At 63.7% G+C, this 12,932-nt stretch carries 13 protein-coding genes; 1 reads left to right on the top strand and 12 read right to left on the bottom strand.

Going from position 1 to position 12,932, the window contains the following annotated elements:
- Window positions 1-4: 4 nt before the first annotated feature.
- A complete protein-coding gene (locus ACFQNJ_RS10365) occupies window positions 5-1,864 on the top strand; it encodes a GmrSD restriction endonuclease domain-containing protein (RefSeq protein WP_382256821.1) in 1,860 nt (619 codons plus the stop codon).
- Here ACFQNJ_RS10365 and ACFQNJ_RS10360 read toward each other — a convergent pair.
- From ACFQNJ_RS10360 to ACFQNJ_RS10305, 12 genes are all read right to left on the bottom strand, one after another.
- Window positions 1,845-2,120 (bottom strand): hypothetical protein, encoded by a 276-nt coding sequence (locus tag ACFQNJ_RS10360; protein WP_382256818.1) that lies wholly within the window; start codon window positions 2,118-2,120, stop codon window positions 1,845-1,847. The genes ACFQNJ_RS10365 and ACFQNJ_RS10360 overlap by 20 nt on opposite strands.
- A 100-nt stretch (window positions 2,121-2,220) precedes the next feature.
- Window positions 2,221-2,718: a hypothetical protein gene (locus tag ACFQNJ_RS10355; protein WP_382256816.1), complete on the bottom strand. Its 498-nt coding sequence runs from the start codon at window positions 2,716-2,718 to the stop codon at window positions 2,221-2,223.
- Window positions 2,715-3,224: a lysozyme gene (locus ACFQNJ_RS10350; RefSeq protein WP_382256813.1), complete on the bottom strand. Its 510-nt coding sequence runs from the start codon at window positions 3,222-3,224 to the stop codon at window positions 2,715-2,717. Before ACFQNJ_RS10350 ends, ACFQNJ_RS10355 begins: the two co-directional genes overlap by 4 nt.
- Entirely contained in the window at window positions 3,221-3,448 is a 228-nt protein-coding gene (locus ACFQNJ_RS10345) for a DUF7940 domain-containing protein (protein ID WP_382256810.1), read from the bottom strand. Before ACFQNJ_RS10345 ends, ACFQNJ_RS10350 begins: the two co-directional genes overlap by 4 nt.
- Window positions 3,445-3,750 carry a DUF6127 family protein gene (locus ACFQNJ_RS10340; protein WP_382256808.1) on the bottom strand — a complete coding sequence of 102 codons (306 nt, stop codon included), beginning with the start codon at window positions 3,748-3,750 and terminating at the stop codon, window positions 3,445-3,447. The genes ACFQNJ_RS10345 and ACFQNJ_RS10340 overlap by 4 nt, the downstream gene beginning before the upstream one ends.
- Before the next feature lie 79 nt (window positions 3,751-3,829).
- The gene (locus ACFQNJ_RS10335; protein ID WP_069376987.1) at window positions 3,830-4,051 is read right to left on the bottom strand and encodes a hypothetical protein; all 222 of its coding nucleotides are present in this window, start codon (window positions 4,049-4,051) and stop codon (window positions 3,830-3,832) included.
- Complete coding sequence (locus tag ACFQNJ_RS10330; RefSeq protein WP_382256805.1) at window positions 4,044-6,050, bottom strand: hypothetical protein; 2,007 nt, start codon at window positions 6,048-6,050, stop codon at window positions 4,044-4,046. Before ACFQNJ_RS10330 ends, ACFQNJ_RS10335 begins: the two co-directional genes overlap by 8 nt.
- A gap of 24 nt (window positions 6,051-6,074) precedes the next feature.
- Window positions 6,075-6,470 (bottom strand): hypothetical protein, encoded by a 396-nt coding sequence (locus tag ACFQNJ_RS10325; protein WP_128313629.1) that lies wholly within the window; start codon window positions 6,468-6,470, stop codon window positions 6,075-6,077.
- Entirely contained in the window at window positions 6,467-7,564 is a 1,098-nt protein-coding gene (locus tag ACFQNJ_RS10320) for a hypothetical protein (protein WP_382256803.1), read from the bottom strand. The genes ACFQNJ_RS10325 and ACFQNJ_RS10320 overlap by 4 nt, the downstream gene beginning before the upstream one ends.
- Before the next feature lie 3 nt (window positions 7,565-7,567).
- Window positions 7,568-8,833, bottom strand: coding sequence for a hypothetical protein (locus ACFQNJ_RS10315; RefSeq protein ID WP_382256801.1), 1,266 nt, complete (start codon window positions 8,831-8,833; stop codon window positions 7,568-7,570).
- A gap of 47 nt (window positions 8,834-8,880) precedes the next feature.
- Window positions 8,881-12,489 carry a hypothetical protein gene (locus ACFQNJ_RS10310; RefSeq protein ID WP_382256798.1) on the bottom strand — a complete coding sequence of 1,203 codons (3,609 nt, stop codon included), beginning with the start codon at window positions 12,487-12,489 and terminating at the stop codon, window positions 8,881-8,883.
- Complete coding sequence (locus ACFQNJ_RS10305) at window positions 12,489-12,899, bottom strand: hypothetical protein (RefSeq protein ID WP_382256796.1); 411 nt, start codon at window positions 12,897-12,899, stop codon at window positions 12,489-12,491. The genes ACFQNJ_RS10310 and ACFQNJ_RS10305 overlap by 1 nt, the downstream gene beginning before the upstream one ends.
- Window positions 12,900-12,932: the final 33 nt, after the last annotated feature.

The raw sequence follows: 12,932 nt of genomic DNA, 5'->3' as shown, positions 1-12,932 counted from the left end.
AACAATGAGCACTTTCGACAGCACCAAGCGGCTATTGCCAGAGATCCTTGCCGAAATCGTCAAGGCAAAAATTCAGTTACCGGATTTTCAGCGTGGATGGGTTTGGGATGACCAGCACATTCGCAGTCTGCTGGTGAGCATCGCCCGGTCATTTCCGGTTGGGGCGGTCATGCTGCTGGAGACCGGCGGCGAGGCCAAGTTCCAGGTTCGCCCCGTGGAAGGGGTTACCCTCCCACCAGGTGCCTCGGATGCGGAGCTCCTGATCCTCGACGGGCAACAACGCCTCACCACCCTGACGCAAGTCTTGGCCACGAAGGATGCGGTGAAGACCCGCACAGAGAAAGGCAAGCCCATTCGACGTCACTACTACTGGAACATCGAAGTGGCGCTGGAGGGCGGGGATCGCTTGGAAGACGCCATCGAGGCCATCGAAGAGGACAAGATCAAACGCTCCAACTTTGGCCGACAGATTGATCTTGATTTGACGACGACTCAGAAAGAGTGCGAGCAGCTTTACTTTCCGTGCGATCAGATCCTGAACTCGGATGCATGGGAAGAAGCTCTGCAGGAGTACGCTCCCGAAAAATTCGGCCTGTACATGCAATTCCGTCGCCAGGTATTGAATGCCTTCCGCAACTACCAGCTACCTGTGATCCAGCTGGGCAAGGCCACGACGAAGGAAGCGGTTTGCCTGGTCTTTGAGAAGGTAAACACCGGCGGCGTCCCTCTCAACGTATTCGAGTTGGTCACCGCGACCTACGCGGCTGACGGCTTTAACCTGCGTGATGACTGGCACGGAAACGCCACCCGAAATGTCTCGGGACGTTATCAGCGCTTGTGCAAAGAGGCGCTACTGTCACAGGTGGAGTCCACGGACTTCCTGCAGGCCGTATCGATGTTGCACACGCTGGAGTTGCGCCGCGCCGATGTGGCGTCGGGGAAAACCGGTAAGTCCGTACAGCCGGTGAGTGCAAAGCGCGTCTCGATACTTGCGATGCCCTTGAGCGCATATGCCAAATGGGCAGACGAAGTCGAAGCGGGGTTCCTTCTCGCGGCCAAGTTTTTGCGCAAGGAATGTGTGAAAACTCCGCGCGAGCTGCCTTATCGAACTCAACTGGCTCCTCTCGCCTCGGTACTCGCGCACCTGCGCGAACGCTGGCTTGAGCCGCGCATTTACCAGAAACTCTCTCACTGGTACTGGAGTGGCGTTCTCGGCGAACTCTACGGGAGCGCCATCGAGACCCGAATCGCGAACGACGTCGAGGATCTATTGCAGTGGATCGACAGTGACGACGCAATACCGCGAACCATTGCAGATGCGGCGTTCAGCCCCGACCGCCTAGACACGATGACGTCGCGCCTGTCCGCCGCGTACAAAGGCCTGAATGTGCTGGTACTTCGTGAAGGTGCGCAAGACTTCTTCTGGAAGGCAAAGATCCAGGAACTCGACGACGAGGAGCTTGCGCTGGATATTCATCACATCTTTCCGCAGGACTGGTGTGAGAAGAACGGCATTAAGCGCGCTGTCTACAACACGGTCGTCAACAAAACCCCGATTTCCTACAAGGCAAACCGGATGATCGGCGGGCATGCGCCATCGATCTATTTGTCAAAATTGCAGGCTCATACGCAGGTTCAGCTTGCAGACGCGCAGATGAACGCCATTGTCGGGTCGCACCTCATCGATACGACCGCGCTCCGGGCGGACGACTTCGACAGCTTCTACAAGGCCAGAAAAGCCGCTCTGGTCAAACTGGTTGAACGGGCAATGGGTAAGGCGGTGTCTGCTGCTGCGGGTGAAGCTGAGCTCGGCGAGGCGGCAGATGATGACAGTGAACAGCTGGTCATTTCGCCAGCCGTGTGAACAGCGCTTGTGCATTGGCGATCAGATCCAAACGAAGGTTTGGTGCGATACCAGTCGCCAAGTGATTCAGTGTCCAGTTGAGCAGTTCCGCTTTTTGGGCTGGGCTATCGGCTGTGCCGAACTTCTCGATATATGAGTCAAGCTCTTGCAAGGCACGGATCAACGTGCCACGGGCATTGGCCAGCGCATCCGCTGCATTTTGTTCTGCAATCTGGATCTGCCAGTCGGTTTCTTTCTTCACGATGTAGCTCTTCAAGTAGTGTTGATGTGAATGACATGAACGCGCTGTTCGGCGGGAAAGCCAAGCTCTTCGACGCACCTCCGCAATCAAGTGTTGCGAAGTAGCCAAGCGTTGATTAGTTGGTGGCAGATGGCATCTCACTGACCCACACTTGCAACGCCCTCAGTTGCTCGGCGTTTTCGTGGCAGGTTTGGTAGTTGGCGGCAAGGGTTCCGGCGACGGCAGAGAGCGCAATGCCTGCGGCGGCCGCATCAGCATCTCTGGCGGGCTCGGGCAGCTCACCGGCGGCGGCAGCGTCGTGCAGGCGCACAAAGCCCCGGTTGATAGTGCAAGCAGCATCGGCTTGAACGGGTACATAGACGGGAATTTCCTTGATGATGGTGTCGCCCTTCTCGCGGACGACGCGGACGCGGTCGACGTACTGGGTGACGACCTTGACGGTGTCTTGCGCCTGCCGCTCGCGGGCGGCGGCGGTCTGTAGGGCTTGTTGCTGGATGGCGGCATCCCATTGCGCGTGAACGTGGCTCGCCCCCTTGATCCAGCCAAAGCCAACCAGGGCGACGCCGAGCGCCGCAAAGGCCAACAGCCGGTATGGCCACGGAATCACGCTCACGACACCTCCCCGATGCACTTCCGGTATTCGGCTTCTCGCCGTGTAGCCAGCCCGCCGCACAGCCGCGCGTTGGTGGGCAGCGCGCAGTCTTTGCCCTGGAAGAAGCGCCAGCGCAGCAGCTCGGCACAGGCTCCCGCGTAGTCCTCGGCGTTGAGTTTCCTGACCAGCGTGGATTGGCAGAACGCGCGGCTGCCGACGTTGTAGGAAAAGCTCACCAGCGCGTCGTACTCGTGCTGGGCCAGGGGCACGGTCACGCATTGTTTGAGCGCCCCCTCAAACTGCTGCACATCGGTGAGCGCCCGAGCCAGCGCCTTCGGTGGCGTGGTGGTGTCGCCCAGCTTCACCCCGGTGGTGGTACCGAACCCGATGGTCGGCACATCGCCCTTGACCGGGATCACTGCGCGGTCGGTGTAGCCCTCGTGCAGCACGATGCCGACCAGGGCGGCGGCGGACAGCGTCAGCCCGGCCACCGTCCTGCGCATCACGGGTGATGTTGACCGGGTCATCGGTGCATCTCCGGCTGGGCCACGATGCGAGCAACGGTTGCGCCGATGCTGGCGGCAAAGGCCATCAGCACAAACGCTCCGCGCGGCAGTACGTCCCCGAACAGCGGCACCACCACTTCCGCCGCCGTGAAGGCAGCGGCCAGCAGCGAGAAGCGAATGCTCCAGGCACGTCGCAACACGCGCCGCCAGTCGTCAAGAAGGCAGATCTTCGGCTTGGCGGTCATTGCACGCCTCCCATCAGCTTCAACTTGATGGCGGCCCCCACCAGCAGCGCGGCCAGGAGGCCAGTGGTCACGACCTTGATGGTGGTCTGCCAAGCCGTTCGGCGGGCATCGCGCCACGCCTCCAGCAGATCGCGCAGTTCGCGGATGTCCTTCGCGGCACTGCCGTTCTCCAGCCCGAGATGGGCGAGGCAACGCTCGGCTCCGCGTTCGGCGGCACGGTCGAGCAGTTCGTCGAAGTCCTCGCGGCGCAGCAGGATCATGTTTTCCACAAGGGCGGCGGGTTGTTGTTCGGGTTCGGTCATTGCAGGTCTCCAGAAATGCGAAACCCGCCTGATGCACGTGGCACCAAGGCGGGTTCAGGGGTGATCAGGAAGATGAGTTTCAGATTTCGATGATTTCCAGCGTCAGGCTGGGTGCGCTACCTTCGATGACGTCATCACGCACGAACACCTTCTGGCCGATGGCAGCGCTGCCGCGTGCGCGGATCAAGCCACCGCCGGGCAAGGCAACGGTCACGACGCCGGAGCCGACGCCCACTACCGTGCCCGCCTGCAATGGCGGATCAGGGATGAGTTGGCGAAACTGCTCGTAGAGGTTATGCATGGCTCTGCACCCCCAAGGTCTGCCAGACCTCCGGCATTCCTGCCTCGACTTGCGTCGAGCGCACGATGCCCAGCCTCGTCACGCTGCCGTCCTGGTACTCAACAAACGCACCCGGCTCGATGATCCCCGTCTCGGCCAGCACCGGCAGGCGCAGGCTCACCTCGATCTGTTGCCCGGTATCGGCCAGAACCGAGATGCCTCGCTGGCGCGCCGCAGCGGCTTCGGTGATCAGCGCATCGACCACCATCGGGGCCAGCACATCACCGGCAGTCCCAGCCCGGCTCACCTGCCCAAGCACACCGACATCCTGGCCGGACACGAACACGCGGTTGTAGCCGGGCTTCTCTACCCAGCGCAGCGACTCGCGGGCCACCGCATCGACGGGCAGCACGAAGTCTGGCGTGACGGTGTTCCACTCCCACGGCGCGACCGGATACCGGTGGCGCACGCGGATGCTCTGGTCGGACGGGTGCGGGATCAGGTAACCCCCGGCCGCGCTGGCAATGGCAACCAGGGCTTCCATCCACGTGCCCTGCTGGGTGAACACCCCGGCAGGGACGTTCCAGTCGGTCAGGCCCCAATCGATGTTCCAGCCCAACGGGATGCCGTTGAGCGTGAGTACGTCGTCCATCAACTGCCGCGCCGTGCGCGCCTGCGGTTGCTGGAAGTTCATCACCGGGGCATAGGGCGCGGCCAGTACGGCGTTGCGCCCTCTTCCGGAGATGCGGATGCTCGCGTCGCCGAACACACGCTCGCGGCTGATGCTCTCGGCCAGCACGCGAAACGGCGTGCCGTTGACGCTGGCTACCAATTCGACCGGTCCGCCGTTGCTTCCGGGGGCGACAAGAGCTTCTGCGGCGGCGGGCAGCAGCGCATCGAAGCCCCACGTCCAGGAGGCGGCATCGAGCGCCAGTGAAAGGCTGAACACTGGCACCGGCAGGCCATCTGGCAGCCGGTGCAGGGTCACGTTGTTGATCACGAAATACACCCTCCGAACGGGAACGACCACCGGCTCCCCATCGGGAGGTGGCGGGGCGATGTGGTTTTCACAAACGAACAGCAAGTGGCTGTCCGCAGGGGCCAATGCCGCGAACAGCAGGTGGGCGCTCGGCGTGTAGCAAGGTTGAGGCGCGGGCGGCTCTGGGATCACCCATATGCTGATCCCCGGCGGCGGTGGCACGGCATCCTGATACCGGCCACGCCAACCCCACACGAAGGCACTCGCGCTCTGAAAATCACTCCCTTGGCGCTGTGTGAGCTGCCGCGCGGTTTGCCAAGGGCTCACCCGTCCCGCGCGCTTGGTGCGGTCGCCGTCTTGATGACGAAACCCCGTCGCATCGCGAAGGCGGGACCCGTTCTGAAACAAGCTCAGTCGAGCCAATTCGAGATACGTGCCATCCTGATGCCCGAACCACGTCAAGTCGTGGAAGGGCCGAGCCTGTTGCTGGCCCGTTCGACGCTGCGCAGGCAGCGAGGCCAAGACCGGGGGTAACCGATGATCGACGCCTTGAGGCGCGGCAATCGTGCGCCGCCAGAACGTATTCCAGCCTGCGGGCGTTGCAGCCGCATCCTGCTGGCCCTGCTTCGCGCCGTCCTCCGTCTGCTTCGCCACCTGCCAGAGGTGCGAAGTCCGACCCACCGTGGGACGCTGCGTGTGCGACGCGTACCTGACCTCTCCGGTGAACACGACGCCGGGCAGGCTTGAGCCAGCATGAGCCCCCACATTCAAGGGCACGCTCGGGCGCAAGACCAGTGACTGCACCGTCAGGCCCGGGAGCTGGGCTAACAACTCGGCCCGTGCCGGTGGGATGAACTTGATCGTGACGACCGGCAGCGGCAGTGTGGCCTGCACCGTCACATCGTCGCGCGGCGCGATGTAGTTGGCCCCGAACACCAAATTAGCGTCGGTGGCAGCAGGTTGATCCAAGAGCAGATCGACCAGGGGCGGACCGACGACTACGGTGACGGCAGGCGCGGGCAACGTGGCGACCAGGGTCACCTCGCTAGACACGGCAGGCACGGCTTACCCCAGGATGGCCGACACCATCCGGGCGTCACCGCCCAGATAGAGGTTGGTGCTGGCCAGTTTCACATCGCCATCGCCGTCGGTACCGCTGCAATCCAGATCCAAAGCCGTAACTTCGTTGCCGTTGACCAGCCGCGCCCACGTGGCGACGCCGGTGCTGGTGATCAAACCATCCTCCTGTTGCGTCAGGGTGAGGAGCCCCCCCGCAATCGTGCCTGCGGGCTTGGTGAGCCTGATCTCGACCAGCATCGCGCTCGCGGGCGTCGTCGCCGGGGTGGCGGGACGCGTACCGCCGTAAATGCGCAGGCGCGCCGGGTTGGTGCCTGCGTCGAGGAAGGCCAAGGTGCCTGCCAGCCGCGCCTCGTTGTGTTCGACAGTGATGGCAACGGTCACGGCATCATCTCCGGGCGTAGGTTGTCCGCGATCACGGCGCGGTACATCTGCACACCGTTTTGTGGGGTGTCGTAACTGACCACGGTGTACCGCTGCGCCGGGTCCAGCAGTTCGAATCGGTAGTTGCCTCCGGTGTCTGACCAGGTCTCGGCGACCAGGACGCGGGTGTTCTCGCTGATGAGCTGCACCCGCCGCACCAGCGGTTGGTCGGGTTGTCCCTTCTCCTTGACCGTTCCGACGATGAATCCGTGGCCGCTGAAGTGGATGTTCTTGCGACCGTTCTGAATCGGATGGAACTGCCAGTCGTAGCCACCACCTCGGTTCCACAGATTGCTCGACGGGCTGTTGAGACGCGACAAGTCGAGCTGGGCATTGACGCCGATGTTGGCGGCGGGGTTGGGCGGCACCGAGGTCGAGCCCCCGGCCAGCGGCAGCAGATCGTCGTCGGCGTTCACGCCCACCGTCGTCGGAAATGCGGGCAAACCGGACGGGGTGTTTCCTGCGATAGCGTGGACGCGTGCCGTGGCTCCGTATAGAAAGACGCCAGGAATCAGCTTGCCCCGGTAGGCGGCATCGCCAACCTGGAACATCAGCACGCCATCCGCTTTGAACTGGATCAACCGCGCCCAGGGCACGCCGTTGGCGTCGAAGGCTCCGGTGATCACCTCGCAGCGCAAGATCAATCGCTGGCCGACATTGAACGTCGGCGCCACGTCGGCCAACCCAGCGATGGGCCTCGCCCCATCATTGACGCCACCCGTCACCCCAGCCCCGTCACCGAAACCACTGTTCCAGCGGGAAACGCTCCAAACGCCATCAAGATGGGCGAACCGGTAGCCCTCAGAACCATTGCCGGTCGTCATCCACAGGCCGATGTGCTTACGGGCGCTTGGGTCGGTCAGCAACTCGATGTCGGCCTCGAACCAGAAATCGCCGTGGGCGGCTTCATTGAAGCGCAGGATGGACTGGCTGTTGGGAGCTGAGATGTCGATGGATTGCTGCGCGCTGTTGTGCGTCGCGGACATTCCGCCCAGGACTGCGGTGTAACCGGCGGCAGGCGCAGTGGCGAAGGACTCGCTCAGCGGGTAGCTCATGGCTTACCTCCACGGTCCGGTGATGTCGAACGCGATCTGCGCGCCTTCGGTTTCCGAGCTGTACTGCGTCCTGACCAACAGGAACCTTCTGCCTTCCTGGCCGACGACGTTGTCGACGATGGTCTGGTCGCTGTACGGACGATCCTGGGGCATCCACAGCATTCCAGGAAGGATGCCGCGCATGTGGCCATCCTCCTGCCGCACGTAGGTGGGCAGCAGCCACAAGCTGTAGTCGGCTCCATTCGGGAACGGCGTCGGGCCCCGGCCGCAGATCTGCTGGCCGTTGTTCGTGTTCAGGGACGTGAGCCCAAACCGCACTGGGTTGCCGAGTTGGGTGTGGTTGCGCAGCAGCACCTTGCCCGTGAAGTCCAGGGACGAGACCAACCCGTAGCCGCTGAACTGGCCGGGATAGCTCCAGTAGTTGCTCATCCCCGAGTAGTTGTCATCGGCAGCCAGCACCGTGGCGTAGTTGTCACCTGGCTTGAAGCTGATGAGGTCCCCGAAGCAGTAGCTGTTGCGGCCATACCAGCCGTAGCCCGCCGCGTTGGTGCAGAAGAGGAAGAACAGGCGGTCGTCACCGATCAGCACCCAGTTGCGCCCACCGCCGCCGCTGTCGCCATTGCTCTCGTACTGGGGGCCGCGCGCGTGGAACCACTTGTACCAACCCCACTGGCTGGCGGTGACCTGTTTCCAGTTCTGCGTCGGGTTGTTCGGGTCATAGGGAGCCTGCGCGCCGACGATGGTGTCGATGTCCGACAGGTCTTCGACGATGCCGACGTTGGCCCACTTGGCCCAGCCCGTCGTGTAGTTGGGCGTCTTGAGGCTGTTGTCGATCAGCAGCAGGTTTTGCGGGGACTGCGGGTTCTTGCTGCGGTAGGCGGCCTTGTGAGTCGACGAGAACGGCTTCTCCCACCCCAGCGGGGCAACCTTGGCCGAGAGACTCGTCGCCGTCGTGGCGGGCGAGACGGGCGTGCCGGTCACCGCGTAGGTGAATGTGGTCATCGTCGCCGTCAGCACGCGGAACTGTCCGTTGTACTCGGGCTGCTCAGCGCCAGCGATCTCGATCACCTGAAATGGCCGATAGGCGTGGCCCGAGGAAATGGTCGCCGTGGCGATGCCGTCGGCGAAGGTCAACGTGTCGATGGCCTTCAGGGCGAAGCCATTGATCAGGCACGCATCGAGCATCGTCACCAGATCGCCCCAGTTGTTGGCGATCTGGGGCGCGCCGGTCATACCGCTGCTGAAATATTTGACGGTCAGGTCGGTCATAGCAATTCCTGCGAGAAGGTTTCAAAGATCAGGGGGCACCCACACCATCAGGGCGTGTCGACATCCCCGCGAATCAGCAACGTGAAGTGGTCGTCGGGCACGGACTCCGGTCCCTGCTGGACGGTGCGCACCACCCAGACCGGGAACTGGCTGCCGATCGTGTTGAAGCGCAGCACGTTGCCGGTGGCCCAGCCGTTGCCCCAGCCGAGCGCGGGCAGACGGAAGTACGGCACGCCGGTCGCCGGGTTGTTGGGGGCGCAATCGGCGCTGGTATTGCCGGTAGCGATCACACCCACGTTCTCACCGATGACCTCGAACGAGGTGCTGTTGGTCATCCGAACCACCCAGCGCTCAGTGAGTGCCCCGCGATTGGTGACCGTGATCGGGTACTGGGTGTGGTTGAAGGTGGCGGTGGCGGCGCTGCCGATCAGTTCATCCGACCAGCTGCCGTTCCAGGTGCTCTGGTCGAACACGAGGTTCACGCGGGCGAACAGGTCACCAGCCACCAGCGCACTGGAGACGAAACTGCCAGAGACCGGATCGCCGGGACTGGCTAGCGGATAGGCGTGCGTCAGCGGGCGCGTGAAGCTGATCTCGCCGTTGATCTGCACGTCGCGCACCACGGCCATGTCCTCGATGCGGTGCTCGATGGTCACTGGCTGGCTGTAGCCAGTCACGTCGGTGAACGTGACGGTGCCTGCTTCCAGATCGGTAACGTAGCCTGTGTGGATCACCACGCCGTTGTGGCCGACCACACGCACGCGCGACAGACGCACCCGCGCGCAATCGATGGTCTGGCCGTTGCTGACCGAGGCGGTGATGCGACCGGTGTGGCCGACGACGGCGAAGCCTCCTGGACGGAAGATCGGCACACGCCCGTCGCTGGGCAGGCGCACCGGGTCGATGCCCAGCAACGCAGCATCCAGGGGCAGATAGCTGTAGGCCACGGCGCTGTAGCGCAGGCTGGAGGCTGCGACCGGCTCTGGCCGGAAGATCTTGCCGTCTGGCCGCACGTTCTCGGCGTCGAACCACGGCTCGCTCTCGTTGCCCGCCGCCGCGACCACGGTGCCAAACCGCACTCGCACAAGGCCAGTGTCGTAATCGACGCTGCCGATGACGCCAGACGCGGTGATCGTGCCGTCGATGCCTGCCGTCACGGTCTGGGTTCCACCCACCGCGCGGGCGAACTGAATGGAGAGCGATCCTGGGCGAAGTGGCGCAGCACCGGTGCGGAAAACGTACTCGCTGGAGATGTTCTCGCCCACAGTGGTCACGCAACTAGCGCGCGTGATGCTGTTGGTCGCGCCCGCCGACCACGAGGTGAGCGTCACCGCACCAGAGAGGTAGTTGATGCTGCCGCGCGTGACCCAGCCGCTGGGCGTGAATTCGCGCAGCGTGCCCTGACCGTTGTCGCCCCAGGGCTGGCTGCCCGCGATGGCCAGCAATACGGTGCCGGTCACCACCTGCGCGTTGACGCCGGGCACCAGCCGAAACGATGGGCTGAACGCGAACGTCTCGCTGTGGTTGCTGGTCGATCCCGCGCTGTTGTAGCGCAGCTTGACGTAGCCGGACTCGTCGTTCGGGTAGAGCGACGGCGCATCCACGTAGTTGATGCCGCCGTAGTTGAGGCGGAACATCTGGCCCACGCCCGACGCCCAGCCAAGGCGCTGCGCCCCGTAGACAGGACTTGGAATCTTGACCGTGACGTCGGGCTGGAACTGCACAGCCCCGGTGGCATAGTTGACGTTACCGATGACTTGGCCTGCGCGCAGCACATTGCCCGCACCATCGTCGCGAGCGTATTGCGTGGGATCGACCCCGTTCCACAGGCCCAGCCCCATCGCCTGAATCTGCTGCAGCGTGTAGACCCCGAGCACGGCGGTGTCCGTCAGTGTGTTCCACTCGATCTCCAATGAACCCGGCTCGATGGAGCCCAGGGTTGCAGTCACCGGCACCTTGCCCTGGCCATCGCGCGAGGGGTGCGCGAAGCTGTCCTCCTGCTTGGGGCCCGCAACGTAGTCCACGGTCAGCAGTGCGCCGACTGGCGGCAGGACATTCGGCGCGAAGCTCAAGAGGTTCTGCGCGACGTTCAGACTACCGGTGGCAGCACCACTGAGCTCGCCAGACGTGGTGGCGGACGCCGTGCGCGTGCCCGTGCCGCTCTCGTGTGGCCAGGTGATGGTGAGCGTGCCCGGCTGAACGCTTTTTCCTTCGGGTGGGGCAAGCTGCAGGGCCTGCGATGCCTTCAGAGCGGCGGTTGGCTGCTGCGTTTCCTGGGTCGGCACGTTCCACGTCAGGATCAGCGACGAGCCCACGTCGGGCAGTGCCCCCAAGGTCACGACGAAGGCCCCGGTGTTCTTGTTGAAAGTGCCCGCGCCGTAGCTGGCATCCAGCCCTTTGAGGGAGCCATTGCCGCCATCCGAAAGCACGTACCAACGGCCCTGCGCCATGTAGCTGATGGCAAGCGTGCCGGGTTGCGGCACCGGATTTACGGTGCCGACGTAGGACTGGCTGCGCGATTCCGGCGTGACCGCGATCTCCGCGCTTTGCGGCGCGCGCTGCAGTTGTGCAGCAGGTGTGTAGGTGATGGCCTTGCTGTTGGACATCGAGCCGGAGTTCAGGCTCAGGATGCCGTTGGCGTAGTCGATGGTGCCCAGCGTGCCGCTGGCGGTCTTGAGTAGGCCCGCATCGTCGAAGATCGTGATGCCATCGGTAACGATGGACAGCGACCCCGGCAGGCAGCCACCCGGCAGGTTGAATTTGATGCTGGTGTTCCAGGCATGGCTGGCCGTATAGCTCACGGGTGCCGCGCCCGGAACCGGCAAACCTGCTGCGGCGTAGGGGGGCACGAAGGAGATCGGCGTCTCGGTCTGGGCGCTGGGCACAAGCTGCGTGTAGATGGACGCGCCCTTGATGGTGAAGTCGCCCACATTGGCAGCCTGCGTCAGCGGCACGACACCGACGTAGGTGCCCGCGTCGGCCACCACCGTGTCGCGCGTTTTCGTGCTGTTGGTTGCCCGCGTGAAAGTTCGGCTGGCGGGCGAGCCCGTGAAATCGAAGCGCAGCGCGTCGCTGATGGCGACGGTGACGACCGCCGCCTTGTAGTCCTGGTCGGTGTTGTAAGTGAAACTGCGCTCGACCACCGACACGGCGGTGGCGCGGATGTACTGCTCCTTCTGCGTCGGCAGTCCTTCGTTCTCGATCAGGACGAGGGTCTGGCCGACGTTGGGCACGGCGTCGCTGAGGCGTTGGAAGAGCTGGATCACCCGCTGGCCCGCAATGTGGTTCTCGAACAGGTAGCCCGCCCACTCCGGCCCTTTGTTGAGGTAGGCCTCGATGCGGGTCTGCGCCTGCTCACGGGTGTCGAAGGTCTTGCGGGTGGAAAACAGCGTGACGCTGACGCGCTCGTCCTGCGGCGGCTCGGCCACGATGACGTTGGCCCCGAAGTAGGTGTCGGTGTCATCCGTGGCCACTTGCAAGAAGCTCTTGCGCAGGTTGACACGGCCTCCGGCGCGATCCAGCTCGGAGATGTCGGGGAAGATGGCGTTTGAGACGCCATCGGCAATCACGAGGCCCGTGGGCGCGCCGCCGCCTTCGGGCACGTCCGCCATCACGGCGGACTTGAGCAGCTTCACGTCGCCAGATTGAATTGGCATCAGGCAATCTCCAAAAATCGAAGGGTCAGGCGGTAGAAGACGTTGTCGGATCGCGCTGGGATGCCCAGCACGGGTTCGGCCTCGATGGCGACCTCCTGGTGGCGGAAAGCGACCGTGAAGACCCGGCCATCGGCGAAAGTCAGTTCGAAGCGGCCTATGCTGCCGCCCACCGGAATCGCCGCCCATGCGCGCAACTGCTCGATGGCGGCACGCGTCACCCAGGCCATATCGGGTGCTCCCACCAGAGTGATCGGCCGACCTGCCTGCCGGGTGGCCGACTGGATCAGCAAGGCCCCGGTGATCAGGTAGGACGCATTGGCGACCGCTGGCGACCACGCGTGCTCGTCGCTCCAGAGCAAGTCGTCAGGCAATGGCAGAGCCACCCCGGTGTCGAGGTTCTTCAGTTGCATCGGGAAACCCTCAGGCAGAGAAACAGGAGCGCA

The sequence above is a fragment of the Hydrogenophaga bisanensis genome (genome assembly GCF_042665135.1).
GTDB classification, from domain to species: Bacteria; Pseudomonadota; Gammaproteobacteria; order Burkholderiales; family Burkholderiaceae_C; genus Hydrogenophaga; species Hydrogenophaga bisanensis.
The sequence above is the reverse complement of the archived record's forward strand: the minus strand, read 5'-3'. Positions and strand labels throughout refer to the sequence as shown.

Bases quoted from the DNA above. Each gene is read 5' to 3' on its own strand.
- ACFQNJ_RS10305 (WP_382256796.1), bottom strand. From the start codon at position 12,899: ATGCAACTGAAGAACCTCGACACCGGGGTGGCTCTGCCATTGCCTGAC.
- ACFQNJ_RS10345 (WP_382256810.1), bottom strand. From the start codon at position 3,448: ATGACCGCCAAGCCGAAGATCTGCCTTCTTGACGACTGGCGGCGCGTG.
- ACFQNJ_RS10310 (WP_382256798.1), bottom strand. From the start codon at position 12,489: ATGCCAATTCAATCTGGCGACGTGAAGCTGCTCAAGTCCGCCGTGATG.
- ACFQNJ_RS10340 (WP_382256808.1), bottom strand. From the start codon at position 3,750: ATGACCGAACCCGAACAACAACCCGCCGCCCTTGTGGAAAACATGATC.
- ACFQNJ_RS10315 (WP_382256801.1), bottom strand. From the start codon at position 8,833: ATGACCGACCTGACCGTCAAATATTTCAGCAGCGGTATGACCGGCGCG.
- ACFQNJ_RS10350 (WP_382256813.1), bottom strand. From the start codon at position 3,224: ATGACCCGGTCAACATCACCCGTGATGCGCAGGACGGTGGCCGGGCTG.
- ACFQNJ_RS10365 (WP_382256821.1), top strand. From the start codon at position 5: ATGAGCACTTTCGACAGCACCAAGCGGCTATTGCCAGAGATCCTTGCC.
- ACFQNJ_RS10320 (WP_382256803.1), bottom strand. From the start codon at position 7,564: ATGAGCTACCCGCTGAGCGAGTCCTTCGCCACTGCGCCTGCCGCCGGT.
- ACFQNJ_RS10335 (WP_069376987.1), bottom strand. From the start codon at position 4,051: ATGCATAACCTCTACGAGCAGTTTCGCCAACTCATCCCTGATCCGCCA.